This window comes from Nitrosospira sp. Is2, from assembly GCF_033095785.1.
Lineage (GTDB): Bacteria > Pseudomonadota > Gammaproteobacteria > Burkholderiales > Nitrosomonadaceae > Nitrosospira.
The window spans coordinates 1,018,043-1,043,411 of the sequence record NZ_CP137134.1; the positions used below are offsets into that span (position 1 = coordinate 1,018,043).

Sequence of the window (25,369 nt, forward strand, 5' to 3'; positions counted from 1 at the left end):
TTAAACGCGTCCCACAATGGATGAGTTGGCGGGGGCTACCGCACACTTGTCTCAGTCTCTGCAGGCGGCAGTAATTTAGTTGAGAGAACAGCCTCGATTTCCAGAAGTAGGGACCTTGTGCGCACGATGCAAAAATGATCTGCCTCCACATCGGCGGACCGCGGCGCCTGCTTCAGTTGTAAAGATAGCGCCAATCTGTCCTCGGTAGGGCGCGCTACCGCCCACCAGCAATTTCCCTGGTTCTTGAGACTACCCAGCAAGGGCGTTTTCAGCGCCAGTGCCTTCAGGCGCCTTGCCACAAGAAAAATCTGTGCAAGTTCTTCTGCTCCCAAATCTGCATAACTGCCGCTCTCGGCGTCGCCCGCTCCTTCCTTTTTTACCCTCATTCGCTCTGTTGATATAAGCCCTTCCAGCAGGCCTGCAATTTCCTGTTTCGATTCTCCCGGTTCTGCATGATGAACTTCGCTTTGAGTCACGTCTGGAGGTTGCACACCGGGTATGACCACGGAAACAAAATCGGCAAAGTCCCGCCGCCAGTTATCGGGCTCTGGCGGCTCGGTGCCGGGAACGAAGGGATCGATCAAGCCGAGGAAGGCGATGGCGTGCCCATCGGCCTCCAGTAAGGCAGCAACCATGGCTGCCAACGTCCCTCCGAGCGACCAGCCCAGCAGGTAGTATGACCCTTCCTGCTGCAGATCTCGGATCATCGCGCAGTAATCGGCAGCCATTTGATCAAGGGAGGTATCGCAGTGCGCCGGATCTGAAAGCATACGGCAGGGCAAACCATACACCGCCCGCTTGCCCTCCAGTTGCCGGGCCAAGGGCTGGTAATCGAACACCGTGCCTAGTCCAGCGTGAATACAGAACAACGGGGGGTTCCGTTCTTCACAAGACTGGTTGAGTGCGATCAGTGCCTGCGGTCCCTCGGACGCCTGAAACTCCAGTCCAAGCAAACCTGCAATAGTTGGTCGCTGCATCAGGTCACGGAGCTTGAAGTCGAAATTGGCTTCCCGCAAATTACGCGCACGCGCCATTACTTTCAGGCTAGATAGGGAATCTCCCCCAAGGGCAAAGAAATTATCAGTTTCGCCTACTCGTTCTATGCCGAGCACCTCTTGCCAGATGTCTGCCAGCAATTTTGCTTCATGGGTGGATGGCGATCGGAAGGTGTCCACCGCGGGAGCACCCGGCTCCGGCAAGGCGGCACGGTCCAGCTTGCCGCTTGGCAGGCGGGGCAAAATCTCAAGCTCCATGACATGCGTGGGCAGCATGTATTCCGGAAGCTTCATGCCAAGTTCCCGTTTGAGGCGGGCCGCCAGCCCATCAGGCGCAATGCTCCCTTTTCGCGGATGACACACCACATAAGCCGCCAGTTGCGGGCCTGCGACAGCGTCGTAAACCACGACTGCTGCGTCAGCTATTTCCGGCAGTGCACGTACGGATGCCTCGATTTCACCCAGTTCTACACGAAAACCTCGAATTTTAACCTGATGGTCGACGCGACCGATATACTCGATATTGCCGTCATTCATCCACCTCACAAGGTCGCCCGTGCGGTAGAGTCGGCCGCCGTTGGCATCGAAGGGGTCCGCCACAAAACGCTCCGCCGTGAGGCCGGCCCGGCCAAGGTAGCCCCGCGCCAATCCGTATCCCCCGATGTACAGCTCACCGACGACGCCCTTGGGAACCGGCTGCATGTTAGTGTCGAGTACATACGCGGTGCGCTCACCCACCGGGCGTCCTATGGGGGCATAGGTACAATCGAAACTGTTTGTTGCATCGGTCTTCCATATCAGGGGCGTCACCACAGTCTCGGTTGGCCCGTAACCATTGATGAGGATACGTGGCCGCAGCGTGCGGCGGATCAGGTCGTACGAGGCCTTGGGCATGGCTTCGCCGCCGAATACGTAAAGTTCTACGGGGGGCGGATCACTGAGTGACGCAGCCCATTCCGCTACTTGACCAAGATAGGCAGGCGGGAACGCAGCGTTGGTAATGCCGTAGCTATGAAGAGCTTTGTACGTCCGTTCGGCCGTCCAGAGTTCCTGGTCTCGAACCGCCAACCCGGCGCCGACAGTGAGCGCTGTCAGCCAGCGCTCATGTGCGCCGTCAAATGAGAATGACATGAAAAGCAGCTCGCATGACTGGGTATTCATCCCGTAAATGTCGGCGGTAGCCCGGCAGTGCATCGCGAGGGGACCGTGCGTTACCGCTACTCCTTTCGGAAGTCCTGTGGAGCCCGACGTGTAGATTATGTAGGCAAGACTATGTTCATGGAGCGGAACATCGGGGTTCGAACCAGGCTCAACCGAGAGATCGACCGAATCCAGCACCAACGTTCGCCCCGCCCTGGTAATACCGGCAAGCTTGGGCAGCAACTTCCGTTGGGTAATAACGAGCGCCAGTACGCTGTCTTCCGCCATGAAGGAAAGCCGGTCAGCCGGATATTCCGGATCGAGCGGCACATAGGCGGCTCCGGCTTTCAGCACGGCAAGCAGCGCTACTATCAGGTCGAGCGAACGCTCCATGGCAATGCCCACGCGGGCTTCCAGCCCGACGCCCATACTGATGAGGTAGTGAGCAAGACGATTTGCCCGAAGGTTCAGCTCCGCATATGAAAGCTCCTGTTCACCCATCAGCAGCGCGATGGCGTTGGGCTGTATCCGCGCGTTGCGCTCGATCAGGCAATGAACGCGTTGACGCGGCTGTGCCGCGACTGAGGAAGGGCGCCCCAGCGAAAACAGGTCATCGAGACTTTTCCTATCCATCCACCCCAACTCCCCCACCGGCAGGCGGGGATTTGCCATCATTTCCCGCATCACGAATTCCATCTGCCTGCGGAGGTCGAGTACGAATTCGTCCGTAAAATCCTTCCGGCCGTACGCATATTCGATTTCCAGCCTGTCGCCGATAGTGACCTGTAAATCCATCGCGTAGCCGGTGAGCCCCGTGCCTTCCATTTCACCGAAACGAAGTCCATAAAATTCGTTGCTGCGCAGCGTCTCGACAATAGGAAAGTTTTCAAAGACGACAATACTGTCGAAAAGCGGCCGGCCTGATGATCCCGCCCAGCGCTGAATGTCCGCGAGAGATGCATGCTCGTATTCGCGCAGCTTGGCATTGGTTTCCTGCAGCGAGCTGAGATATTCTGCCACCGTCAGGTCACTCCGCTGCTTCACAGGCACGGGAATGGTATTGATGAACAGGCCGACGATCTCATCCGCCCGTTCCAGACCAGGAGGCCGTCCTGCTATGGTCGCGCCAAATACGACCGTATCCCTGCGCGTGTGCCGTTGCAAAAGCAGCGCCCAAGCCGCCTGCACAAAAGTATTAAGCGTTACCCGCTGCTGTTGCGCAAAAAGCCGCAACTGACGGGTTTCCTCTTGATCCAGGCGGGAATAAATCTGCGCATAGCCCGCACGCTGTTCTGCCACGGCGGCGTTGGAAACGGGCGACGACAGTAGGGTGGCGCCGTCGACGCCACCAAGCTCAGCTTTCCAAAACGCTTTGGTCGCCTGGCGGTCCTGTTGGGCAAGCCAGTGGATGTAGTGCCCATAATCCGGTCCTGGCGCTGCAAGCATTTCGCCAGCATAACTACGCAGCCATTCGTTGACCAGGATCGACTCACTCCAACCGTCCATCAATATATGGTGCATCGTCCACACCAGCTGATAGCGGTCTTCGTCCAAACGCACCAAGCTCAGCCGGACAAGCGGTGCCGCGAGAAAATCAAATTCCTGTTTCAGATCTTCTTCGAGGTAGGCGGAAATGCGGGATTGCTGCTGATCCAGGTCCCGCCAATCAAGGTGTACCACGGGGACTTCAATTTGTCTGAACACCACTTGCACCGGACGTGTCAATCCCCCCTGCCACAGGAAACCGGTCCGCAGGACAGGATGACGTGCCACCATTGCCCGCCATGCATGCGCCAGGCGCACAGGCGCAAGACCGGTTACTTCAACACTGAACTGGTTCACATAAAGGCCGGTGCCTGGGGCCTCCAGCGTATGAAATAACATTCCTTCCTGCGTCGGCGACATTGGATAGACATCCTCGATTGCGTCGTCGCCAAACTTCAGTGTGGCAACCGCCTCGGGGGTGAGATAATCGCGCAAATAACCGCGACCGTGCCTCTCGGTCTTGACCTCAGGCTCGCGCACAATTTCCACCACCTCCGCCAGTGCGGCGATAGTTTGACGTTCGAACAATTGACGGGGCGTTATCTTCCAGCCTGCCCGCCGCGCCTTAGTCACAATCTGAAGGCTGAGAATGGAATCGCCGCCCAGTTCAAAGAAGTTGGCGTTTCGCCCCACCTGCCCGATGCCCAGCACTTGCGCCCAGATGCCGGCCAGCACTTCTTCCGCTTCACCTTGCGGGGCCTCGTAGTTGTCACTATCTACAAATTCGGGCTCCGGCAGCGCCTTGCGATCCACCTTGCCGTTCGGATTCAGCGGCAGGCTCTCCACAACGACAATCGCAGATGGAATCATGTAGTCCGGCAGCGTCCTTGCAATCGCTTCACGCAAGCTGGCAGTCTCCGCGCTCGTCCCCGGGTGCAGGGAGACATATCCCACCAGCCGTGCTCCGCTTGGCCCTTCGCCAGCAACCACGACGGCCTCCCGCACCTCCGGCTGTGCGAGCAGCTGCGCTTCGATTTCCCCCAGCTCAATGCGAAAACCCCGCACCTTGACCTGATGGTCAAGGCGCCCCAGATATTCGATCTGCCCATCCCCCCGCCATCTCGCCAGGTCCCCAGTACGGTACAGGCGCCCTCCCTTCTCGTCGAAAGGATCGGCTATGAAACGCTCCCCGGTCAGGTCCCCACGGTTGAGATAACCGCGTGCCAGCAGATCTCCTCCAATGCACAGCTCCCCCGGAATCCCCGATGGGACAGGAGTGAGATTGGCATCCAGCAAGTAAATATTGCGGCCAGCAAGCGGCTTGCCGATGGCTACTTGCGCCGGTACTGCCTGGTTACCACGCAAATAATTGCTGCAGTTGCAAGCGGTGGCTGTCACGGCTGCCTCGGTGGGTCCGTAGGTATTAAGGAGGATGACCCCGTCAAATCCAGCCTGGTGCCAGGCCATAAGCCCCTCGGGGGACATCGCTTCGCCCCCTGCGTGAACCTGCCGCAATAAGCCATAGTCGCGCGGTCCGATCCTGGCGAAGTCCTGCACCAGAAGAAGCCAGTATGCTGTGGTCAGATCCGCCACCGTTATCCGCTTATTGATCAGTTCGCGGTAGAAGGTATCACTGTCCCATAGCAGGGGGCCACGCAAGACAATCCCTGCACCGACGCATAGGGGCGGAAAAAGCTGTTCGATAAAGCCGTCAAAATTGATCGTCGAAAATTGCAGCATCCGGTCCGAGGAACCGAGACAGAAGAACCCAACTGCAACCTGAGCATGTTCGGTAAGGGCATGATGGGGCACGCCAACACCCTTAGGCTTGCCGGTGGAGCCGGAGGTATAGATGACATAGGCGAGGTTGTCGCCATGCAGGGATACCGCAGGATTGCATTCGGGCTCGCCATCGAGGTCCAGCATGTCCAGTTCCAGCACCTCGCATTGCGCCGGGTGCGGAATGCGCCCCCTGATATGGCTTTGCGTCAGCAGCAAACCGATCGCGCTGTCTGTCACCATGTAATTCAGGCGCTCCTGCGGATACTCAGGGTCCAGCGGCACATAAGCCCCGCCTGCCTTGAGTATCGCCAAAAGCCCAACGATCATGTCAATGGAGCGTTCAACCGCAATGCCCACCTTGACTTCAGGTCTCACGCCATGAGCAATCAGCCGGTGCGCAAGGCGATTTGCCCGCCGGTTCAACTCCGCATAGCTCAGCTCGCTATCCCCGAAGATCAGCGCCACCGCCTCCGGCCGCGCCTCAACCTGCCGCTCGATCAGGCAATGAACAGGCTCGGTATTGGCATAACGCTGCTCGTTCACGCCCCAGGCCCTAAGCTGCGCCTGCTCGCCTTCAGTCAGAATATCGATGTCAGCCAGTGGACGAATTGAACTCCGCGCAATCTCGTGCAGTAGTCTGTTAACTTGCGCCCCAATGCAACTGACGGCACTGCTGGAAAAATGCTCACGAGCGTAACTGTAGTGTAGACACAGCGTGTTCGCCAGGACGATCGACACAGTCATCGGATAATTAGTAACCTCGCGGCTTTGCACTTCGGAGAAGACGAGTCCGCGAGCCATTGACTGCTGCAGCGTCTCATCCATCGGGTAGTTCTCAAACACCAGAATACTGTCGAACAATCCGCTTCCGCTGTGACCTCCCCATCGCTGAATATCATACAATGGCGTATGTTCATGCTCGCGGGAGGCGATGTTTTGCGCCTGCAAATCGCGCAGCCACGCACCGGTTTCCTGCTCCGGCCGGAGAGTTACGATCACGGGCAGGGTATTAATGAACAAGCCCAGCAGCCGCTCCGCTCCTGGCAAGTCCGCTGGCCTGCCTGCAACGGTCGCCCCAAACCCGATTGTTTGCTGTCCGGTATAGCGATTTAGCAGAAGCGCCCACGCGGCCTGCAAGAGGGTGTTGAGCGTGATGCGTTCGCGCTTTGCGAACTGAACTAAGCCTTCAGTAAAAACGCTGTCAAGTTCGCTGATATGTTCTCCGTAACCCGCATCCTTTTCTGCAATGGAGCAAAAATCGGCCAGACGAGTAGGCTCTCCTATATTGTGTAATTGCTCTCTCCAGTATCGTTCAGATGCATTCGCATCGCGATTCTGCAACCATTCGATGAAGGTCCGATAGCGGCCTTGGCCTACTTGGGAGAACACCAACTCACTGTCGCAATACTGGCCCAACACCTCACCCATCAGCCGGGAAGTACTCCAGCCGTCCAGCAGCAGATGATGAATCGTCCAGATGAAGTGATGCCTGTTGTCCGCGACGCGCACCAATGCCACGCGCATAAGCGGGGGAGTTGCCAGATCGAAACCGAAAGCATGTTCCGCCTCAGCCAGAATCTCAAGATCGCGCTCCTTATTTTCAGGGGCATGTCCTGCGCGATCCCGCCAATCGTATTCCACTACCGGCAGTTCAGCGACTTTTGCCACCCACTGCAGAGCAGTTTTACCTTCGTGCAAAAAACCTGTGCGTAATATTTCATGTCTGTCCACTGCAGCCCGCCACGCGGCTTTGAAGCGTGTCACGTCCAATGCCTCAATATCCACTCTCAGCTGGTTGACGTAGACGTCAGGTGCGGTATCAAATACGCTATGGAACAACATTCCCGATTGCATTGGCGAGAGCGGATAAAGATCCTCAAGCCGCGCCGCCGGTATTGGCAAGTCGTCCAACTCATGCTGTGTAAGCTGTGTTAACGGAAAATCTGACGGAGTAAACCCGTATGCACCGCTGGTGCAATGCGAGATCAGCCCTTCGAGCTCAAGCTGGTAGCTTTTTACAAAAGCCTCGATGGTGCTTTGAGAATAGCGAGCCTTGCTGTAACTGACTTCAAGGCTTAGTTCCCCATCATGAACGTGGCCATTTATAGAGAGATCGTGACTGAGCGACGCAGCGCCATCCATTAAATCCCCGATGGGCTCGGACGCCAGCGTCCATAAACTCTTCTCATCGAAACTGGAATCGAATTGCCCCAGATAGTTGAATACCACCTCAGCCTTCGGCAGGCAGGCCAGCGCCTGCCGCTGTTCGGACGTTCCATGACGTCTAAATAATCCGTAACCCAGTCCTTTATTCGGTATTTTTCGGATATTCTCCTTGATACGCTTGATTCTCTGATCCAGGTCCCCGGCTGGATCAAGCACCACCGGGTAAAGGATGGTGAACCACCCGACGGTTTGGGAAAGATCAATATCTGCGTAGAGATCCTCCCGACCATGCCCCTCCAGATCGATCAGAAGCTTGTCATGCCCGCTCCACTGGCATAAGGCGCTTCCCAGCGCGGTAAGGAGGAGATCATTCACCTGTGTGCGGTAGGCTGCGGGTGCCTGCTTGAGCAATGCCTGCGTTTGTACCCGGTCGAGTTTAATGCCGACGCTGCTGTGTTGACGAACTGTGTTTGCCCCGGTGGGGTTGTCCCTGGGAAGGGAAACAGGCACATTTACCAACCGTTGCCAGTAACTCAGCTCGTCAGAGTTTTCGAGTACATAATTCTCCAATCTCCGGCCCCAGCTCTGATATCTCGTCGTTTTGCCGGAAAGCTCAATTTTATCGCTATCCCGAGCCTTGCTATAGGCGGCCTCTAAGTCTTCGAGAAGAATGCGCCACGAAACCCCGTCTATTACCAAGTGATGAATAACCAATAGCAAACGCTGGTCACCGTTAACCATGTCGATGACCAGGGCGCGCATCAGCGGTCCTTCGGTCAGATTCAAACTGCGTTGCGCCTCGTTGCACAGCGCCTCGAACTGTTCGGCGTTGGCAGCGTGGCGTCGCCATAGCAATTCCTCCCCACGGTGGGCAGCCGGTTCAGCGGGCGTCTGCTGCCAATCGCCGGCGGCTTGCCTTCTATAGCGGAAACGGAGCGCCTCGTGATGATTCATCACGGCTTCCAACGCTTGAGCGAGATGCCGCATCTCCAGGCCCTGCGTGCTTTTAAACAGAACAGCCTGGTTCCAATGATGTCGCGCGGGGATCTCCTGCTCAAAGTAATCGGCTTGAATGGGAAGCAGCGGCACCAGCCCGGTGGCATCGACGGCAGCCGGAAGGTTATTGCTTATTGATTCGGTCGCTTCCTGTGTAGAAGTAGCCACGGAGGCCAGCGCCGCAACAGTTTGACGTTCGAACAATTGACGGGGCGTTATTTTCCAGCCTGCCCGGCGCGCCTTAGTCACAATCTGAAGGCTGAGAATGGAATCGCCGCCCAGTTCAAAGAAGTTGGCGTTTCGCCCCACCTGCCCGATGCCCAGCACTTGCGCCCAGATGCGGGCCAGCACTTCTTCCGCTTCACCTTGCGGGGTCTCGTAGTTGTCACTATCTACAAATTCGGGCTCCGGCAGCGCCTTGCGATCCACCTTGCCGTTCGGATTCAGCGGCAGGCTCTCCACAACGACAATCGCAGATGGAATCATGTAGTCCGGCAGCGTCCTTGCAATCGCTTCACGCAAACTGGCAGTATCCGCGCTCTTCCCCGGGTGCAGGGAGACATATCCCACCAGCCGTGCTCCGCTTGGCCCTTCGCCAGCAACCACCACCGCCTCCCGCACCTCCGGCTGTGCGAGCAGTTGCGTTTCGATTTCCCCCAGCTCAATGCGAAAACCCCGCACCTTGACCTGATGGTCAAGGCGCCCCAGATATTCGATCTGCCCATCCCCCCGCCATCTCGCCAGGTCCCCAGTACGGTACAGGCGCCCTCCCTTCTCGCCGAAAGGATCGGCTATGAAACGCTCCGCGGTCAGGTCCCCACGGTTCAGATAACCGCGTGCCAATCCGACACCCCCAAGATAAAGTTCTCCAGCCACACCCTGTGGAACCGGCTTCAAATCAGGGTCAAGTAGGTAGGCTTGCCGGTCCCCGACGGGATTGCCAATCGGCATATAGGCGGATTCGAACGACGTTCCGGGATAAGCTTTGGAAATTAGCGGCGTGATGATTGTTTCCGTGGGGCCGTAACCGTTGACGATACGGGGCGGCTGCAGCGTTTCCTGCACGAAATCAAAGCTCGCCCGACTCATCGCTTCGCCACCCACTGTATAGGAACGGATCGGCAAACCTTGACCGGCGCTGCCTGTCAGTTCCGCCAATTGATGCAAGTAGCCTGGGGTAAAGCAGGCGATGGTAATGCCATGCCTGGCTATTTCAGCAACCGTGCGATCAACTGGCCACAGCTCGTTGTCACGCGGCATCAATGCACCGCCGAAGGCCAAAGGTACCAGCCAGCGCTCGTGTGCGCCGTCAAAATTAATCGATGCAAACTGGAGTTCACGGTCGGCTGCCGTCATACCGTAAACTTCGCCGATGGCTTGGACATGCATAGACAGCGGCGCATGGGTGGCCGCCACTCCCTTTGGTTTACCGGTAGAGCCGGAGGTATAGATGACATAGGCGAGGTTGTCGCCATGCAGGGATACCGCAGGGTTGCATTCGGACTCGCCATCGAGGTCCAGCATGTCCAGTTCCAGCACCTCGCATTGCGCCGACTGCGGAATGCGCCCCCTGATATGGCTTTGCGTCAGCAGCAAACCGATCGCGCTGTCTGTCACCATGTAATTCAGGCGCTCCTGCGGATACTCCGGGTCCAGCGGCACATAAGCCCCGCCTGCCTTGAGTATCGCCAAAAGCCCAACGATCATGTCAATGGAGCGTTCAACCGCAATGCCCACCTTGACTTCAGGTCTCACGCCATGGGAAATCAGCCGGTGCGCAAGGCGATTTGCCCGCCGATTCAACTCGGCATAGCTCAGCTCGCTATCCCCGAAGATCAGCGCCACCGCCTCAGGCCGCGCCTCAACCTGCCGCTCGATCAGGCAATGAACAGGCTCGCTATTCACATAACGCTGCTCGTTCACGCCCCAGGCCCTGAGCTGCGCCTGCTCGCCTTCGGTCAGAATATCGATGTCGCCAAGGCTGCGTTCAGGATGCTCGGCCAGTTGCTGAAGAAGATGAAGGTAGTGCCCGCCCAGTCGCCTGATGGTCTCCGGCTCGAACAATTCCCTGGCATAAGTCAAAGTGGCTATCAGCTGGCCGTCCGGCTGCTCGATGGTGTCCAGAGTCAATTCGAACTGGGCCGACTGCTCACCCAGCTCGTGGTTTTCCACAGTGAGGCCAGGCAAGTGCTCCAACGCGCGGTAGTTCTCGCGCAGATGGTTGTACATGACCTGAAATAGCGGATTCTGATTCAGGTTGCGTTCGGGCTGCAGCGCTTCAACCAGTTGCTCGAACGGCAAGTCCTGATGTGTCTGGGCGCCAAGCGCCGCTTCACGGGCCTGGTCGAGAACGGCTTTGAGCGGCATGCGACTGTTGATGCGGTTACGCAGCACCTGGGTATTCACGAAGAAACCGACAATATTCTCTATTTCAACCCGATGACGGTTGGCAATCGGAACGCCAACGCGAATGTCGTTCTGTCCGGTATAGCGTTGCAGCAATGCATGGAAGCCCGCCAGTAACGCCATGAAGAGGGTAGCGCCCTGGCTCTGGGCCTGGCGCTGCAAACGCGCAACCAGCGCGGCCGGTAACGCGAAAGCATGACGTGCAGCACGATAGTTGGCCCCAGACGGCCGTGGATGATCCGTCGGAAGCTGCAATACGGGATGCTCTTCCCCTAGCTGGCTGCGCCAGTAGGACAGTTGCCGCTCCTTTTCTCCCGCTTCCAGCCAGTTGCGCTGCCATATCGCATAATCGGCATACTGTATCGGGAGCGATGGGAGAGAAAGTTCCTCTCCATCTCCACGTCCCTTGATCCGTGCCCGGTACTGGGCAGCAAATTCGTCAATTACGATACGGTTTGACCAGGCGTCCGATATGATGTGATGCATCACCACCACGAGAAGGTGGTCTTCCGGCGCAATGCGGATGAGCGCAAGCCGCAGCAGCGGACCTTGTGTCAGATCAAATGGCGTGCCATTTATCCTGCTGGCTTCCTCATGCGCACGTGCAACCCCTTGCCCAGCCGGCAGGCCCGACAGGTCAATCACGGGAATATCGACCTTCCGTTCCGTCTCAATGACTTGCTCGGGCAGCCCTTCTGCATTCGCCCGAAAAACCGTGCGCAGTGACTCATGCCGCGATACCAGCGCCTGGAAGCTCCAAACCAGCGCCTCCATATCCAGCTTGCCCACCAATCGTAACCCGCCGCTCAAATGATACGCAGTGCTCAATGGCTCCAGCTGCCATAAAAACCAGTGCCGCTGCTGCGCGTACGAGAGTGTGCTGCGATTTCCTGCTTTTTGCCGGACAATCGGGAGCAGAGAAAAATCGAGCCCCCGCTTCTTCAGCGCGCTAAGAAATTCTTTTTGTTTTTCGGGATGGAGTGCCGAAAACCGCTCGCCGATATCGTGCTTGTTCAATTCCATTCATCTCTCCAGTGAATCGAGCAACTCCAGCATTCCCAGCAGTTCTGCCTGACCGGAGTATTCCCCCGACATCAGAGAACGTTTTTCGTCTATTTCGGAAGCGAGGTTTCTCAGCAAGGGATTTTCAAAATGCAAGCGCAAAGGCAATGAGACCGACAAAGCCTGTTGCAACTTCTGCTGCACTTGCAGGATCGCGAGAGAGTGGCCGCCCAGTTCGAAGAAGCTGTCGTTTCGCCCCACCTGCCCGATGCCCAGCACTTGCGCCCAGATGCGGGCCAGCACTTCTTCCGCTTCACCTTGCGGGGTCTCGTAGTTGTCACTATCTACAAATTCGGGCTCCGGCAGCGCCTTGCGATCCACCTTGCCGTTCGGATTCAGCGGCAGGCTCTCCACAACGACAATCGCAGATGGAATCATGTAGTCCGGCAGCGTCCTTGCAATCGCTTCACGCAAACTGGCAGTATCCGCGCTCTTCCCCGGGTGCAGGGAGACATATCCCACCAGCCGTGCTCCGCTTGGCCCTTCGCCAGCAACCACCACCGCCTCCCGCACCTCCGGCTGTGCGAGCAGTTGCGCTTCGATTTCACCCAGCTCAATGCGAAAACCCCGCACCTTGACCTGATGGTCAAGGCGCCCCAGATATTCGATCTGCCCATCCCCCCGCCATCTCGCCAGGTCCCCAGTACGGTACAGGCGCCCTCCCTTCTCGCCGAAAGGATCGGCTATGAAACGCTCCGCGGTCAGGTCCCCACGGTTCAGATAACCGCGTGCCAATCCGACACCCCCAAGATAAAGTTCTCCAGCCACACCCTGTGGAACCGGCTTCAAATCAGGGTCAAGTAGGTAGGCTTGAGTGGAAGCAATGGGTCTCCCCAGTGGAGTGGTATCGTCGTCTATCCTCCCCACAGCAGACCAGACGGTAGTTTCGGTGGGACCATACATATTCCACAGTTCGACCCCCAACCCCCGCAAGTGATCCGCCAAATCGATTTGAAGGGCTTCGCCCCCACATAATGCCTTCAGAGGTTTTCCGTCTTCACGCTGCGAACCATTCCAACCTGCGCCAAGTAACATGCGCCAGCCAGCCGGAGTAGATTGCATAACGGTAGCGTGGTGCGTCGATACGAATTGCGTGAGAGCAAAACCATCGCGGCTCACCGCTTTCGGAGCAATCACGACGCGGGCCCCAACGCTCAAGGGCAGATACAACTCCAGCCCGGCAATGTCAAAAGATAGTGCGGTTACAGACACCAGCGTATCGTCGGCATCCATCCCAGGAGTATCACTCATGCTGGTTAGGAAATGACTGAGCGCATGGTGATGAATCGCCACTCCCTTTGGTTTACCGGTAGAGCCGGAGGTATAGATGACATAGGCGAGGTTGTCGCCATGCAGGGATACCGCAGGGTTGCATTCGGACTCGCCATCGAGGTCCAGCATGTCCAGTTCCAGCACCTCGCATTGCGCCGACTGCGGAATGCGCCCCCTGATATGGCTTTGCGTCAGCAGCAAACCGATCGCGCTGTCTGTCACCATGTAATTCAGGCGCTCCTGCGGATACTCCGGGTCCAGCGGCACATAAGCCCCGCCTGCCTTGAGTATCGCCAAAAGCCCAACGATCATGTCAATGGAGCGTTCAACCGCAATGCCCACCTTGACTTCAGGTCTCACGCCATGGGAAATCAGCCGGTGCGCAAGGCGATTTGCCCGCCGATTCAACTCGGCATAGCTCAGCTCGCTATCCCCGAAGATCAGCGCCACCGCCTCAGGCCGCGCCTCAACCTGCCGCTCGATCAGGCAATGAACAGGCTCGCTATTCACATAACGCTGCTCGTTCACGCCCCAGGCCCTGAGCTGCGCCTGCTCGCCTTCGGTCAGAATATCGATGTCGCCAAGGCTGCGTTCAGGATGCTCGGCCAGTTGCTGAAGAAGATGAAGGTAGTGCCCGCCCAGTCGCCTGATGGTCTCCGGCTCGAACAATTCCCTGGCATAAGTCAAAGTGGCTATCAGCTGGCCGTCCGGCTGCTCGATGGTGTCCAGAGTCAATTCGAACTGGGCCGACTGCTCACCCAGCTCGTGGTTTTCCACAGTGAGGCCAGGCAAGTGCTCCAACGCGCGGTAGTTCTCGCGCAGATGGTTGTACATGACCTGAAATAGCGGATTCTGATTCAGGTTGCGTTCGGGCTGCAGCGCTTCAACCAGTTGCTCGAACGGCAAGTCCTGATGTGTCTGGGCGCCAAGCGCCGCTTCACGGGCCTGGTCGAGAACGGCTTTGAGCGGCATGCGACTGTTGATGCGGTTACGCAGCACCTGGGTATTCACGAAGAAACCGACAATATTCTCTATTTCAACCCGATGACGGTTGGCAATCGGAACGCCAACGCGAATGTCGTTCTGTCCGGTATAGCGTTGCAGCAATGCATGGAAGCCCGCCAGTAACGCCATGAAGAGGGTAGCGCCCTGGCTCTGGGCCTGGCGCTGCAAACGCGCAACCAGCGCGGCCGGTAACGCGAAAGCATGACGTGCAGCACGATAGTTGGCCCCAGACGGCCGTGGATGATCCGTCGGAAGCTGCAATACGGGATGCTCTTCCCCTAGCTGGCTGCGCCAGTAGGACAGTTGCCGCTCCTTTTCTCCCGCTTCCAGCCAGTTGCGCTGCCATATCGCATAATCGGCATACTGTATCGGGAGCGATGGGAGAGAAAGTTCCTCTCCATCTCCACGTCCCTTGATCCGTGCCCGGTACTGGGCAGCAAATTCGTCAATTACGATACGGTTTGACCAGGCGTCCGATATGATGTGATGCATCACCACCACGAGAAGGTGGTCTTCCGGCGCAATGCGGATGAGCGCAAGCCGCAGCAGCGGACCTTGTGTCAGATCAAATGGCGTGCCATTTATCCTGCTGGCTTCCTCATGCGCACGTGCAACCCCTTGCCCAGCCGGCAGGCCCGACAGGTCAATCACGGGAATATCGACCTTCCGTTCCGTCTCAATGACTTGCTCGGGCAGCCCTTCTGCATTCGCCCGAAAAACCGTGCGCAGTGACTCATGCCGCGATACCAGCGCCTGGAAGCTCCAAACCAGCGCCTCCATATCCAGCTTGCCCACCAATCGTAACCCGCCGCTCAAATGATACGCAGTGCTCAATGGCTCCAGCTGCCATAAAAACCAGTGCCGCTGCTGCGCGTACGAGAGTGGTACGGTTTCAGAGGGCTGGCGCGGCGAAATGGCGAACTCGGAACGCACTGGCGCATCCGCGCCGCCGAGGCGCAGCGCAAGCCTGGCACGTTGTTCGGGGGTCAGGCGTGCGCGCCTCTGTTCAAGATCGCTACTATTCATGACAGGTGAGGCCTTAACGCGGATCCGGGAGATACCATCATCCTCACAACGTTCCCATCCAACATAAGCTGGCCGATCATGAGCACTCGATCTCGTCAAGCAATTTCGTTTCAACCAATTCAGCCAGACCCGCAACCGTGGGAGACCGGAAGAAATCCGCAGGGTGCATGTCTACTCCAAAAGCCGCCCGGACCCTGGAAAGCAGCTGTATACCCAGCAAGGAATCGCCGCCCAGCTCAAACAAATTGTCATGAGTGCCCACGGCGATCAGCCCGAGCAGACTCTGCCAAATTTCGGCGATACTCTTCTCCAACTCAGTGTCGGGAGAAATAAAAATAGTCTGTAATGCCGGCCTTGGGTACCTCCCCTCCTCCGCCTGCTTTTCGCTGGCGGTGAATGCAAAAGGCTGTGCTATCAGATCCTCCTGAGTCTGGCTGAGCCGGGCATTCAAATCGAGGGTGGAGACAATTACCTGGGGCCTCACCGCACTGCTCACGATGCGCTCGAAAGCTTCCACACCCTCGTTCGGGGCAATTCCTACTCCATCCGGCAGGGCCATGCTTGCGGCCATCCCGACTTCGCGCCAACTGTCCCAATTGACCGAGATCACCGGTGACTCGGAGTCGCGATAAGCAGCGCGGGCAACGGCATCAAGGTAGGCATTCGCTGCACAATAATCCACTTTGCTGAGACCCCCCGCTATGGATGCAAGCGATGAGCACAGAAACATGAAGTCAAGGGGTTCATTTTTGAATACGGCTAGCAATGCATGTGTTCCCTGTAGTTTGGGTGCAAATACCGCCGCAACCATGTCCTCTGTTTTTGCCGAAATCAACCCGCTGCCGACTTCGCCGGCTGAATGAATAACGCCATGAATGTTGCCGAAGCGCTGGCGTGCCTGAGCAACAGCCGCTTTCAGCTCGGTCTGGATCGCGACATCGGCTTGCAACACCAGCACTTCCGCACCGAGCGCCTCCAGTAGCAAGACCTTCTCTATCTTGCGCCGGGTTGAGTCCGCCTTCTCGGCGGTTGAGAGGACCTTCGGCCAGTGTTCCCGCGACGGAATGTGAGAACGCCCCAGGAGGACCAGTTTCGCTTTCTGTGTGCGGGCCAGATGTTCGGCCAGCGTCAGTCCGATACCGCCCAGTCCGCCGGTAATGAAATAGACGCCGTGCTGTCTCAGGCGCGTTTGAGCAGACGGAAGGCACTTGATTGGTTCAAAGGTCTGGACCCACCGGTGCGGTCCTCGGTAGGCAACTATGGATGGGACGTAATCCGCTTGTGCCTCGGCGAGAACCTGTTTAACGAGGCGCGTCTTCGCAGCTTCATCAAAAGCCTGCAATTCGACATCGACCACGCGGCACGTTAGATAGGAGTATTCCTGGGGGATAACTTTGCATGGGCCGAGCAAGGACGCTTTTTCCGGACTAAGTTGTTCACTGCCGGTTACATCCTCCAACTGGTTGGCAATAACGGTAATTTCGACCTTTGCACCAGAAGCAATAAGCCCTTTAACGCTCTCCAGAGCTTGTGCGAGGTAGAACAAGCTAAAGAAGTTTTTCGTCAGACTTTCTGCATGCGACCGCACCTCGCTATCCGCCGTCATGCTCCAGAGATGAAAGATGTGGCCTATGGTTCTGCCGTCATCCCGCATGGCGCGCAGCAGCAGATCATAGTCTTCGCGTTGGCCAGGCCGCACCGTAAAGTGATCCTTATTCTCGCGCCGAAACGTGGCGCCAGGGGAAATTACGACAGGCTCGATACCATCGGTTGACAAATGCGTGATCATCCCGCTACCAAGATGCTGCTCATCCGTGAAAATCGCCACACACCCGGTCCGGTCTGTTAATGCGCGAACCGGCATGGCATCGCTCTCGCGCCGCCACGAGGGCGCATAGAACCAGTCATCGAGAGAACGGGCGTCAGGTTCAGTCCGCCCGTCCCCGTGCAACCCATCTTGACTCGAGGCTTTGTTGCGGACTTCGTTGCTCCTGCCTTCGGGTTTGACCCAGTAGGACTGACGTTCGAATGGATAGGTCGGCAACGGGACTCGGTGGCGGCGCTCATCGGCATAGAAAGCGTCCCAATCGATGGGCACGCCACTTAACCATAGTTTGCCAAGGCAAAGGTAAAAGTGGCTCGGGGCCAACTGCGCTTTGGCCGGGTGCGGTAAAGAGGACAGAACAAGTTGTTCCGGTTTCGCGTTGGGATGACGCTTTGCAAGCGTCGTCAGCGTCTCGCCGGGCCCAACCTCCAGCAGGATCCGGCCCGGATTGCTCAGCAACTCACGCAGGCCGTCACCAAAACGCACCGTTCGGCGCAGGTGGCGCCCCCAGTAATCGGGATCCGTTGTTTCCTGGGCGGTGATCCAGTCCCCGCTAACGTTCGACAGAAAGGGGATTTTGGGCTGACGCAATTCGGTCTTGGCGACCATATTCACAAAAGCGGGCAGCATCGGCTCTATCATGGCAGAATGAAACGCATGAGAAACATGCAGCCTGCGGGTAACAATCCCTCTATTTCCAAGTTCCGCTTCGACAGCTTCAATTGCCTCCGTTAGACCCGACAGGACGCACAGCTCGGGCCCGTTGACGGCTGCAAGATCACAATTTGCATTCAAATAGGGCGAAATTTCCGCTTCCGGCAACATGACCGAGAGCATGGCGCCGGTTTCCATGCGCTGTAACAGGCGCGCCCTCAGCGCCACGAGGCGGAGCGCGTCCTCAAGGGAGAACACACCCGCCAAGCACGCGGCCACGTACTCTCCGACGCTATGCCCTATCATTGCCGTCGGGATGATGCTCCATGACATCCACAGCCGGGCCAATGCATATTCCACGACGAAGAGGGCGGGCTGTGTCACTTCGGTTTGTGCGATCCGGGCCGATACCTGCGCCTGATCGTCGCTGTCTGACCTTTGATACATCAGCGTCAGCAGATCGAAATCAAGATACGGTTTCAGCAGACCGACACAGCGATCGAATTCCCGGCGGAAAACGGGCTCGTCATGATACAAGTCCCGAGCCATATCCACATATTGGGCTCCCTGACCTGGAAAAAGAAAAGCCACCTCGGGCTTTTCAAGCTTCGCCTGGCCGGTGAGGAAACGATGCGGATCCTGGTTTTCCAAGACGCTGATCGCATCATTTCCGTCACAGCAAAGCGCGACGGCACGATAGGGGAAGCCTTTTCTACCGGTCAGGAGCGTGTAGGCAACATCAGCTAGCGGTAGCTCGGGACGAGTCGAGAGCCGGTTGCCCAAGCGGGTGACCATTGCCTCCAACGCACTACTGCTGCGCGCCGAAAGCGCAAGAAGCTGATTTTTCCGGGAAGGGCCTGATGGTTCCTGCGGCGGAGACTCTTCAATAATTGCGTGAACATTTGTTCCGCCAATGCCAAAGGAGCTTACACCGGCCCGACGCGGAGTTGAGCCGCTGGGCCAAACCTTGCTTGCTGTATTGACGTAAAATGGGCTCGACGAAAAATCGATGTGAGGATTAGCCTGCTCATAATTGAGGCTGGGTGGCAGAATTCGATGCTTTAGCGCCAGCGCGGTTTTGATAAGGCCGGCGACCCCTGCTGCTGCGTCCAAGTGACCAACGTTGGTTTTTACCGAACCGATGCCGCAAAAGCCACGCCGTTGCGTACTTTCACGAAACGCTTGCGTCAATGCCGCAACCTCGATCGGATCGCCCATTGTAGTTCCGGTGCCATGAGCTTCAATATAACTGATCGTGTCCGCCGGGACGTCTGCGATCGCCTGCGCGGCGAGGATTACTTCGGCCTGTCCTTCGACACTGGGCGCGGTATAACCAACTTTGGCCGAACCATCGTTATTCATGGCCGAACCTTTAATCACCGCGTGAATCGTGTCGCCATCGGCCAGGGCGTCCGCGAGCCGTTTCAGCACAACGATTCCCACTCCGCTTCCGATAACGGTACCAGCCGCCCTTGCATCAAAGGCACGACAATGCCCATCAGGTGAAAGGATCGCGCCGGGCTGGTAACGGTAACCGTCATCATGCAACTGATTTACCCACACCCCGCCGGCCATTGCCATATCCGCCTCGTGATTCAGCAGCCCGCGGCTTGCCATGTGCACGGCTGCAAGCGATGTCGAGCAAGCCGTTTGAACGGTAATGCCGGGCCCGCGCAAATTGAGCTTGTACGAGACTGTGGTCGTCATCGAGTCCTTATTATTGCCGTTCATCAAGCCTTGCAGTGAGGAGATGTCCTGCATGTCCGAGAAGCGCCCATTGGGAAACAGATTCAGCAAAAGATAAGTGTTTACCCCGCACCCTGCGTATACGCCAATGGGAGCACGGTAAGTCGAAGCGTTATAGCCCGCATCTTCCAGGGCCTGCCAGGCTACTTCCAGGAAGAGCCGATGCTGGGGGTCAGTTTCTGCCGCCTCACGCGGCGTGTAACCAAAGAACGAGGCGTCGAACAGGTCCACCCCTTCCAGATGGGCACGAGCTTTTACGTAGTGTGGATCATCCAGCGCCTTGGCTGGGACGCCGCGAGCAAGCAATTCCTCCTCTGTGAAGAAGGTCACTGATTCCACCCCGTCTCGCAGGTTGCGCCAGAACGCGTCGACATCGTTTGCACCTGGGAAACGGCCTGCCATCCCGATAATGGCGATATCAAGCTCGGCTCTATCCAATAACTCTTCTGGATGTTCCATCAATGCGTCCCCCCTGCTCTATGCTTCCGTTGAATAAAAGTGCCCCGTTGCCGCTGCGCCCGCTCCTGATGACGCAGCAAGGACGAATTCTCTGCACGTTCCTCGCCGAGAAACCTTGCGAGGCTGGCAACCGTGGTGTGTCGGAAAAGTTCGATAATGGCGATACGAGTATTCAATTGCTCTTCCAGCCTGCATTGGACTTTGATCAGTAGCAGCGAATGGCCGCCAAGGTCGAAAAAATTGCTGTGCAGCCCGACGCGTGGAACCTCGAGGATTTCCGCCCAGGTTTCGGAAACCATTTTTTCGATCTGAGTGATGGGCGCATCGTAATCCTGTTCCTCGAATTGCTCGGGCAAAGGTAAGGCGTTCCGGTCAACCTTGCCGTTGGGGCTGAGCGGGAGAGCCTCCAGGAACACGATTGAACTGGGGAGCATGTAATCCGGGAGAACGGCGCGTAGCGCTGCTTTCACTGTGCCCACGTTAAGCACCACGCCTGCATGAGCCACTGTATAAGCGATCAGTCGGGGGCCATTGCGGCTTTCCCGCACTACGACTACCGCGTCGCGCACACCGGCCTGCGCCAGCAACTGGGCCTCAATCTCTCCAAGTTCAACACGGAAGCCGCGAATCTTGATTTGTTGGTCAAGCCGGCCAATGTATTCCAGTTGTCCGTCGCTCCGCCAACGCACCCGATCGCCCGTCCGATAGAGCCGGCCTCCTCCCTGATTAAAGGGGTCGGGAATGAATCGATCACCTGTAAGTGCCGGGCGATTGAGATAACCGCGCGCCACACCCATGCCCCCTACGTAAAGTTCGCCTGCCGCGCCCAGGGGCGCGAAATTAAGTTCGCTATCCAGCACATAAAGGCTGCGTTGGCCGACCGGGCGCCCTATAGGCGCGTAATCTCCAACCGCGCTTGTTTTGCCATTACTTATCCAGGCTGCCGGCGTGATAACGGTTTCCGTCGGACCGTAGGCATTGACAAGCCGAACCTCCGCGAAAACCTCCTGCGTCGCGGCGAGGTCGGCGGCGAACCACGCTTCACCCCCTGCGATGCAAACGCGAACAGAAGATTTGCCTTTGGGCACCAACGGTAGAAGCAGACGCAAATAAGCCGGAGGCAAGTGCAACGTTGTTATTCCCTGAGTAGTGATCAGATCTGCAAAACTATCGGTTGCAAGGCTGCGGGCGGATGACAGTACGAGCGTGCCGCCGCCGCTCAAGGGGGTCATCCACTGCTCGGCAGCAGCATCGAAGTTCATGGAGAAAAACATTAGCTCCCGGTCCCCTGGACGAACGTCGTAGAACTGCTTAATTGCGTCCAGATGCATTGCCAGAGGACCGTGCGTAACCGCGACACCTTTAGGCATGCCAGTCGATCCAGACGTATAGATAACATATGCGAGGTTATCGTCATGTAATCGAACCTCGGGGTTGGTGTCTATCCCCGTCTTCAAATCAAGCGCGTCAAGTTCAAGCACTTCCAGGTCAGTGCAATTGGGAATACGGGCCCTGACATGGGCTTGCGTCAACAGCAACTGGATGCCGCTGTCTTCCATCATGTGGCTTAGCCGCTGCGGTGGATAATCGGGATCAAGCGGCACATATCCTCCTCCGGCCTTGAGGATGGCGAGGAGGCCAATGATCATCTCGATGGAACGTTCTGTCGAAATACCCACCTTTGTTTCTGGCCTGACGCCCATTCCAATCAATCTATGCGCCAGTCGATTCGACCGGCAATTCAGTTCTGCATAAGTCAGTTTGATGTCACTGAAGACCACGGCGGTGGCCATCGGACATTCCTCCGCCCGGCTCGCTATCAGCTGATGCACGGCTTGTACCGGCACGAAGCTGGAATTATTCGTTCCCCAGTCATCCAGTCGCAGCTTATCGCGTTCACTCAGTAGCGGCACATCTCCTACTGCCTGCTCAGGGCGTTGTGCGAATGCCCGAAGCACATCAATGTAATGCAGGCCCAGCCGCTCCATCGTCGCGGGGTCAAACAGCTCGGAGGCATAGATGAAACTGGCACGTACGCTGCCGTCCGCTGACTCGACTGTTTCCAGCGTCAGTTCGAACTGGGCTGCCTGCTCGGTAAGCGGGTAATCTGCAACCTTCAACCCCGGAAGTTGCTGGAGCTTGTGACGATTCATCACCAGATGGTTGATCGTCACCTGAAAGAGCGGGCTATGGCTTAAACTTCGCTGCGGCTGCAATGCTTCTACCAGTTGCTCGAACGGCAGGTCCTGGTTAGCTTGCGCATCGATAGCAGCCTCCCGCGCCTGATCCAAAAGCCTCGCAAGCTCCATGCGGCCATTTAACCGACTCCGCAATACTTGTGTATTGACGAAAAAACCAATCAGGCCCAAGGTTTCCAGCCTGTTACGATTGGCCACCGGCACGCCCACACGAATATCCGGCTGCTCTGTATGGCGGTAGAGCAAAGCCTGAAAACCAGCCAATAATGTCATGAAGAGCGTAGCCCCCCGTTCTTGGGCCAGGCGGCGCAATCCATCTAATACATCCGGCGGCAGGTCAAAGGAATATCGCGCAGCCCGGTAATTTGCTATCGGCTGCCGAGGATTATCCGTGGGAAGAGTCAACACCGCGTCTTCATTACCCAGGTAGCCCCGCCAGTAAGCTAGCTGCCTGTCTTTTTCTCCAGCTTCCAGCCATTCTCGCTGCCATGCAGCGTAGTCGGAATAACGGATGGGCAACCTGTCCAAGTCTGCCGTTTCACCTCGAAGGCGGGCGACATAGCCCGTGGCCAACTCATCGAGCATGATCTGCATTGAAGCACCATCGGAGATGATGTGATGCATCACCATCACCAGAATATGTTCATCCTCTGCCGCCCGTATTAGCGCCACGCGCAGTAGCGGGCCTTGCGTGAGATCGAAAGGGGTTGAAACAAAGCGATCCGCCTCTTCCGCAACTCGCGCTTCTCCCTGCAGGATAACTGTCTCCCTTAGGTCAATAGACGAAATAGCGAACGGCACGACTGGCCGGACCACCTGCTCCGCCACGCCATTCGCTCCCGGGCGAAAAAACGTACGCAACGAATCATGCCTGCGAATCATATCTTCGAAACTTGCTCCCAACGCCTGCGCATCTATTGATCCCGAGAATCTCAGAGCGTGTTTGATGTGATACGCGGTGCTCGACGGGTCCAGCTGCCAAAGAAACCATAGACGATGCTGCCCGAAAGACAGGGGCGCGGCGTTGACCGGACCGGTGCTGGACCGGGTGGGCAAGATACTGACAGTCGCGCCGTGCAGGGAGGCGCCGGTGGATAAAATACGTTTGATTTCGGTCGCACACTCATGCAACCGGGGATTCTCAAATAAACCGCGTGGAGGAAAATCGATCTGCCAGCGATCGGCGATACGTGCGGCGGCTTGCACGGCAGCGAGCGAGTTGCCGCCGCTGGCAAAAAAATGGTCCTCGCGCCCCAGCCCTTTTCGATTCAGAACCGCGTCCCAGATAGATATCAGCGCTATCTCAGTTTCATCAAGCGGGGCTGCTTGCACCGGATGGGCGCCACCCCCGAGAACGAAACCGCCAAATTCATAAATGGCATAAGCATTCAATGTGCGCTCGCGCCATCCCTGGCGACAGGCGCCACGTTGCAATTTTCCGCTGGAAGTCTTGGGCAATGCACCGGGATTCAGCAGCACGACCACCGACAGAGGTTCATGGCAACTTCCACTGACTGCTTCGCTCAATGCTCGCACCAGGGCCTCGACGGGAATAAGTTTCTGCATACCGCGGGATATTTCAACTGCGATCCCAATACCTTCTCCCGCCTCTGTTTCTACCGCGAACGCAGCGACTCGCCCTTTCCGCACGGCCTCGACCTCTTCCTCGACCACCTGCTCAAGGTCCTGCGGGTAAACATTCTGGCCGCGAATAATGATGAGGTCCTTGTGTCTACCGGCAATATAGACTTGCCCGTCGTGGATAAAGCCAAGATCGCCCGTGCGCAGCCACCGACTGTTGTCCTGATGGACAAAAGTTACTGCCGTTTCCGCGGACCGCCTCCAGTAGCCCTGAGTAAGGCTTTGTCCCCCTATCCAGATCTCACCGACATTGCCGTCGTCCAATTGTGCCAAGGTCTCGGGCTCTACGATCCGGACGATATGGCCGGGTACCGGAATTCCACAAGCCACCACCGGCAGTCCCTGCTCCGCCACCTCGGCTCTGCCTTGTGCCAGCATCTCGGCGGAAAAGCAATGCGCCTGTGCGCCATCCCCACGGCCCCCGCCCGTGATCAACAGGGTCGCTTCTGCCAAGCCGTAGCAGGGATAAAGGGCCTCTGCTGAAAAGCCCACTGGGGCAAAACGTTCACTGAATGCGCTCATGGTGCTGAGTCTTACGGGTTCCGCCCCACAAAAAGCAACTCGCCAGCTCGACAAATCAAGTTCCTCCAACTGCGCGTTCCTGACCCGCTCCACGCACAACTGAAAGGCGAAATTCGGTGCGCCGCTGACGGTAGCGCGGTGACGAGAGATCGCTTCCAGCCAGCGGACCGGCCTCTCGATAAAAAATTTGGGCGTCATCAGCACGGAAGGAATGCCCCGGTGGATGGGCTGCAGCAAACCGCCAATCAGACCGAGGTCGTGGTAAAGCGGCAGCCAACTCACGAATGTATCCTCGGCGTTTATCGACATGCTCTGTTCGAAGGCCCTCGCATTCACCATTAGATTCCCATGGCTGACCATCACGCCTTTTGGCGTAGAGGTGGAACCGGAGGTGTATTGCAGGAAGGCGATATCCTCGTTCTTCGGCATGTGTGCGCGCCAGGCCCCGGCGTCGTTGGGCTGCACGGCGTCCACTGCAAGCACGGTAGCGAAAGAAAACTGGTCTACGGCCGCATTGCCGATCAGGGGCATGAGTTCGGTTGTGGTCAGAATGCAGCGTGCCTCCGCGTCGGACGCGATCGCGAGCAGTCGCGCCAGGTGGCGCTCTCGCACCGCTTCGGGGGGAAAAACGGGCACGGCGATCAGACCAGCATAAAGGCACGCAAAAAACCCACTGACATAGTGCTCGTCATTTTCAAGGAGTAGCAGCGCGCGTTCCCCTGCTGCAAATCGATCTTGAAGGGCTGCAGCCAGCGCCCGGACATGCTGATCCAATGTTTTATAATCGAGCTTTCTCTCGAGGACATCATCATCCGCCTGATGCACTGCGATCAACGCCGTATCGCCCGGGCGCTCTGCTGCCAGCATACGGAGGTGCGTAACCATGTCGCGCGGAAACCCGCGCAGTGAAATCAATCTTGCGTTCATCGTAACCCTTCCCTTAAGGTGCCCACCGAATCCCCTAAAGCGCTGGCGCCTGCGGCGATAAG

At 57.4% G+C, this 25,369-nt stretch carries 4 protein-coding genes; all 4 read right to left on the reverse strand.

Annotated features, from left to right (window positions below; translation table 11 throughout):
* Positions 1–35: 35 nt before the first annotated feature.
* The 4 genes from R5L00_RS04525 to R5L00_RS04540 all read right to left on the reverse strand — a co-directional run bounded on the left by R5L00_RS04525 (position 36) and on the right by R5L00_RS04540 (position 25,307).
* The gene (locus tag R5L00_RS04525; RefSeq protein ID WP_317653553.1) at positions 36–11,993 is read right to left on the reverse strand and encodes a non-ribosomal peptide synthetase; all 11,958 of its coding nucleotides are present in this window, start codon (positions 11,991–11,993) and stop codon (positions 36–38) included.
* Positions 11,994–15,335 (reverse strand): amino acid adenylation domain-containing protein, encoded by a 3,342-nt coding sequence (locus R5L00_RS04530; RefSeq protein ID WP_317653554.1) that lies wholly within the window; start codon positions 15,333–15,335, stop codon positions 11,994–11,996. It lies immediately after the preceding gene.
* A 76-nt stretch (positions 15,336–15,411) separates the two neighbouring features.
* Entirely contained in the window at positions 15,412–20,019 is a 4,608-nt protein-coding gene (locus R5L00_RS04535) for a type I polyketide synthase (RefSeq protein WP_317653555.1), read from the reverse strand.
* Entirely contained in the window at positions 20,019–25,307 is a 5,289-nt protein-coding gene (locus R5L00_RS04540) for a non-ribosomal peptide synthetase (RefSeq protein WP_317653556.1), read from the reverse strand. Before R5L00_RS04540 ends, R5L00_RS04535 begins: the two co-directional genes overlap by 1 nt.
* Positions 25,308–25,369 lie beyond the last annotated feature (62 nt).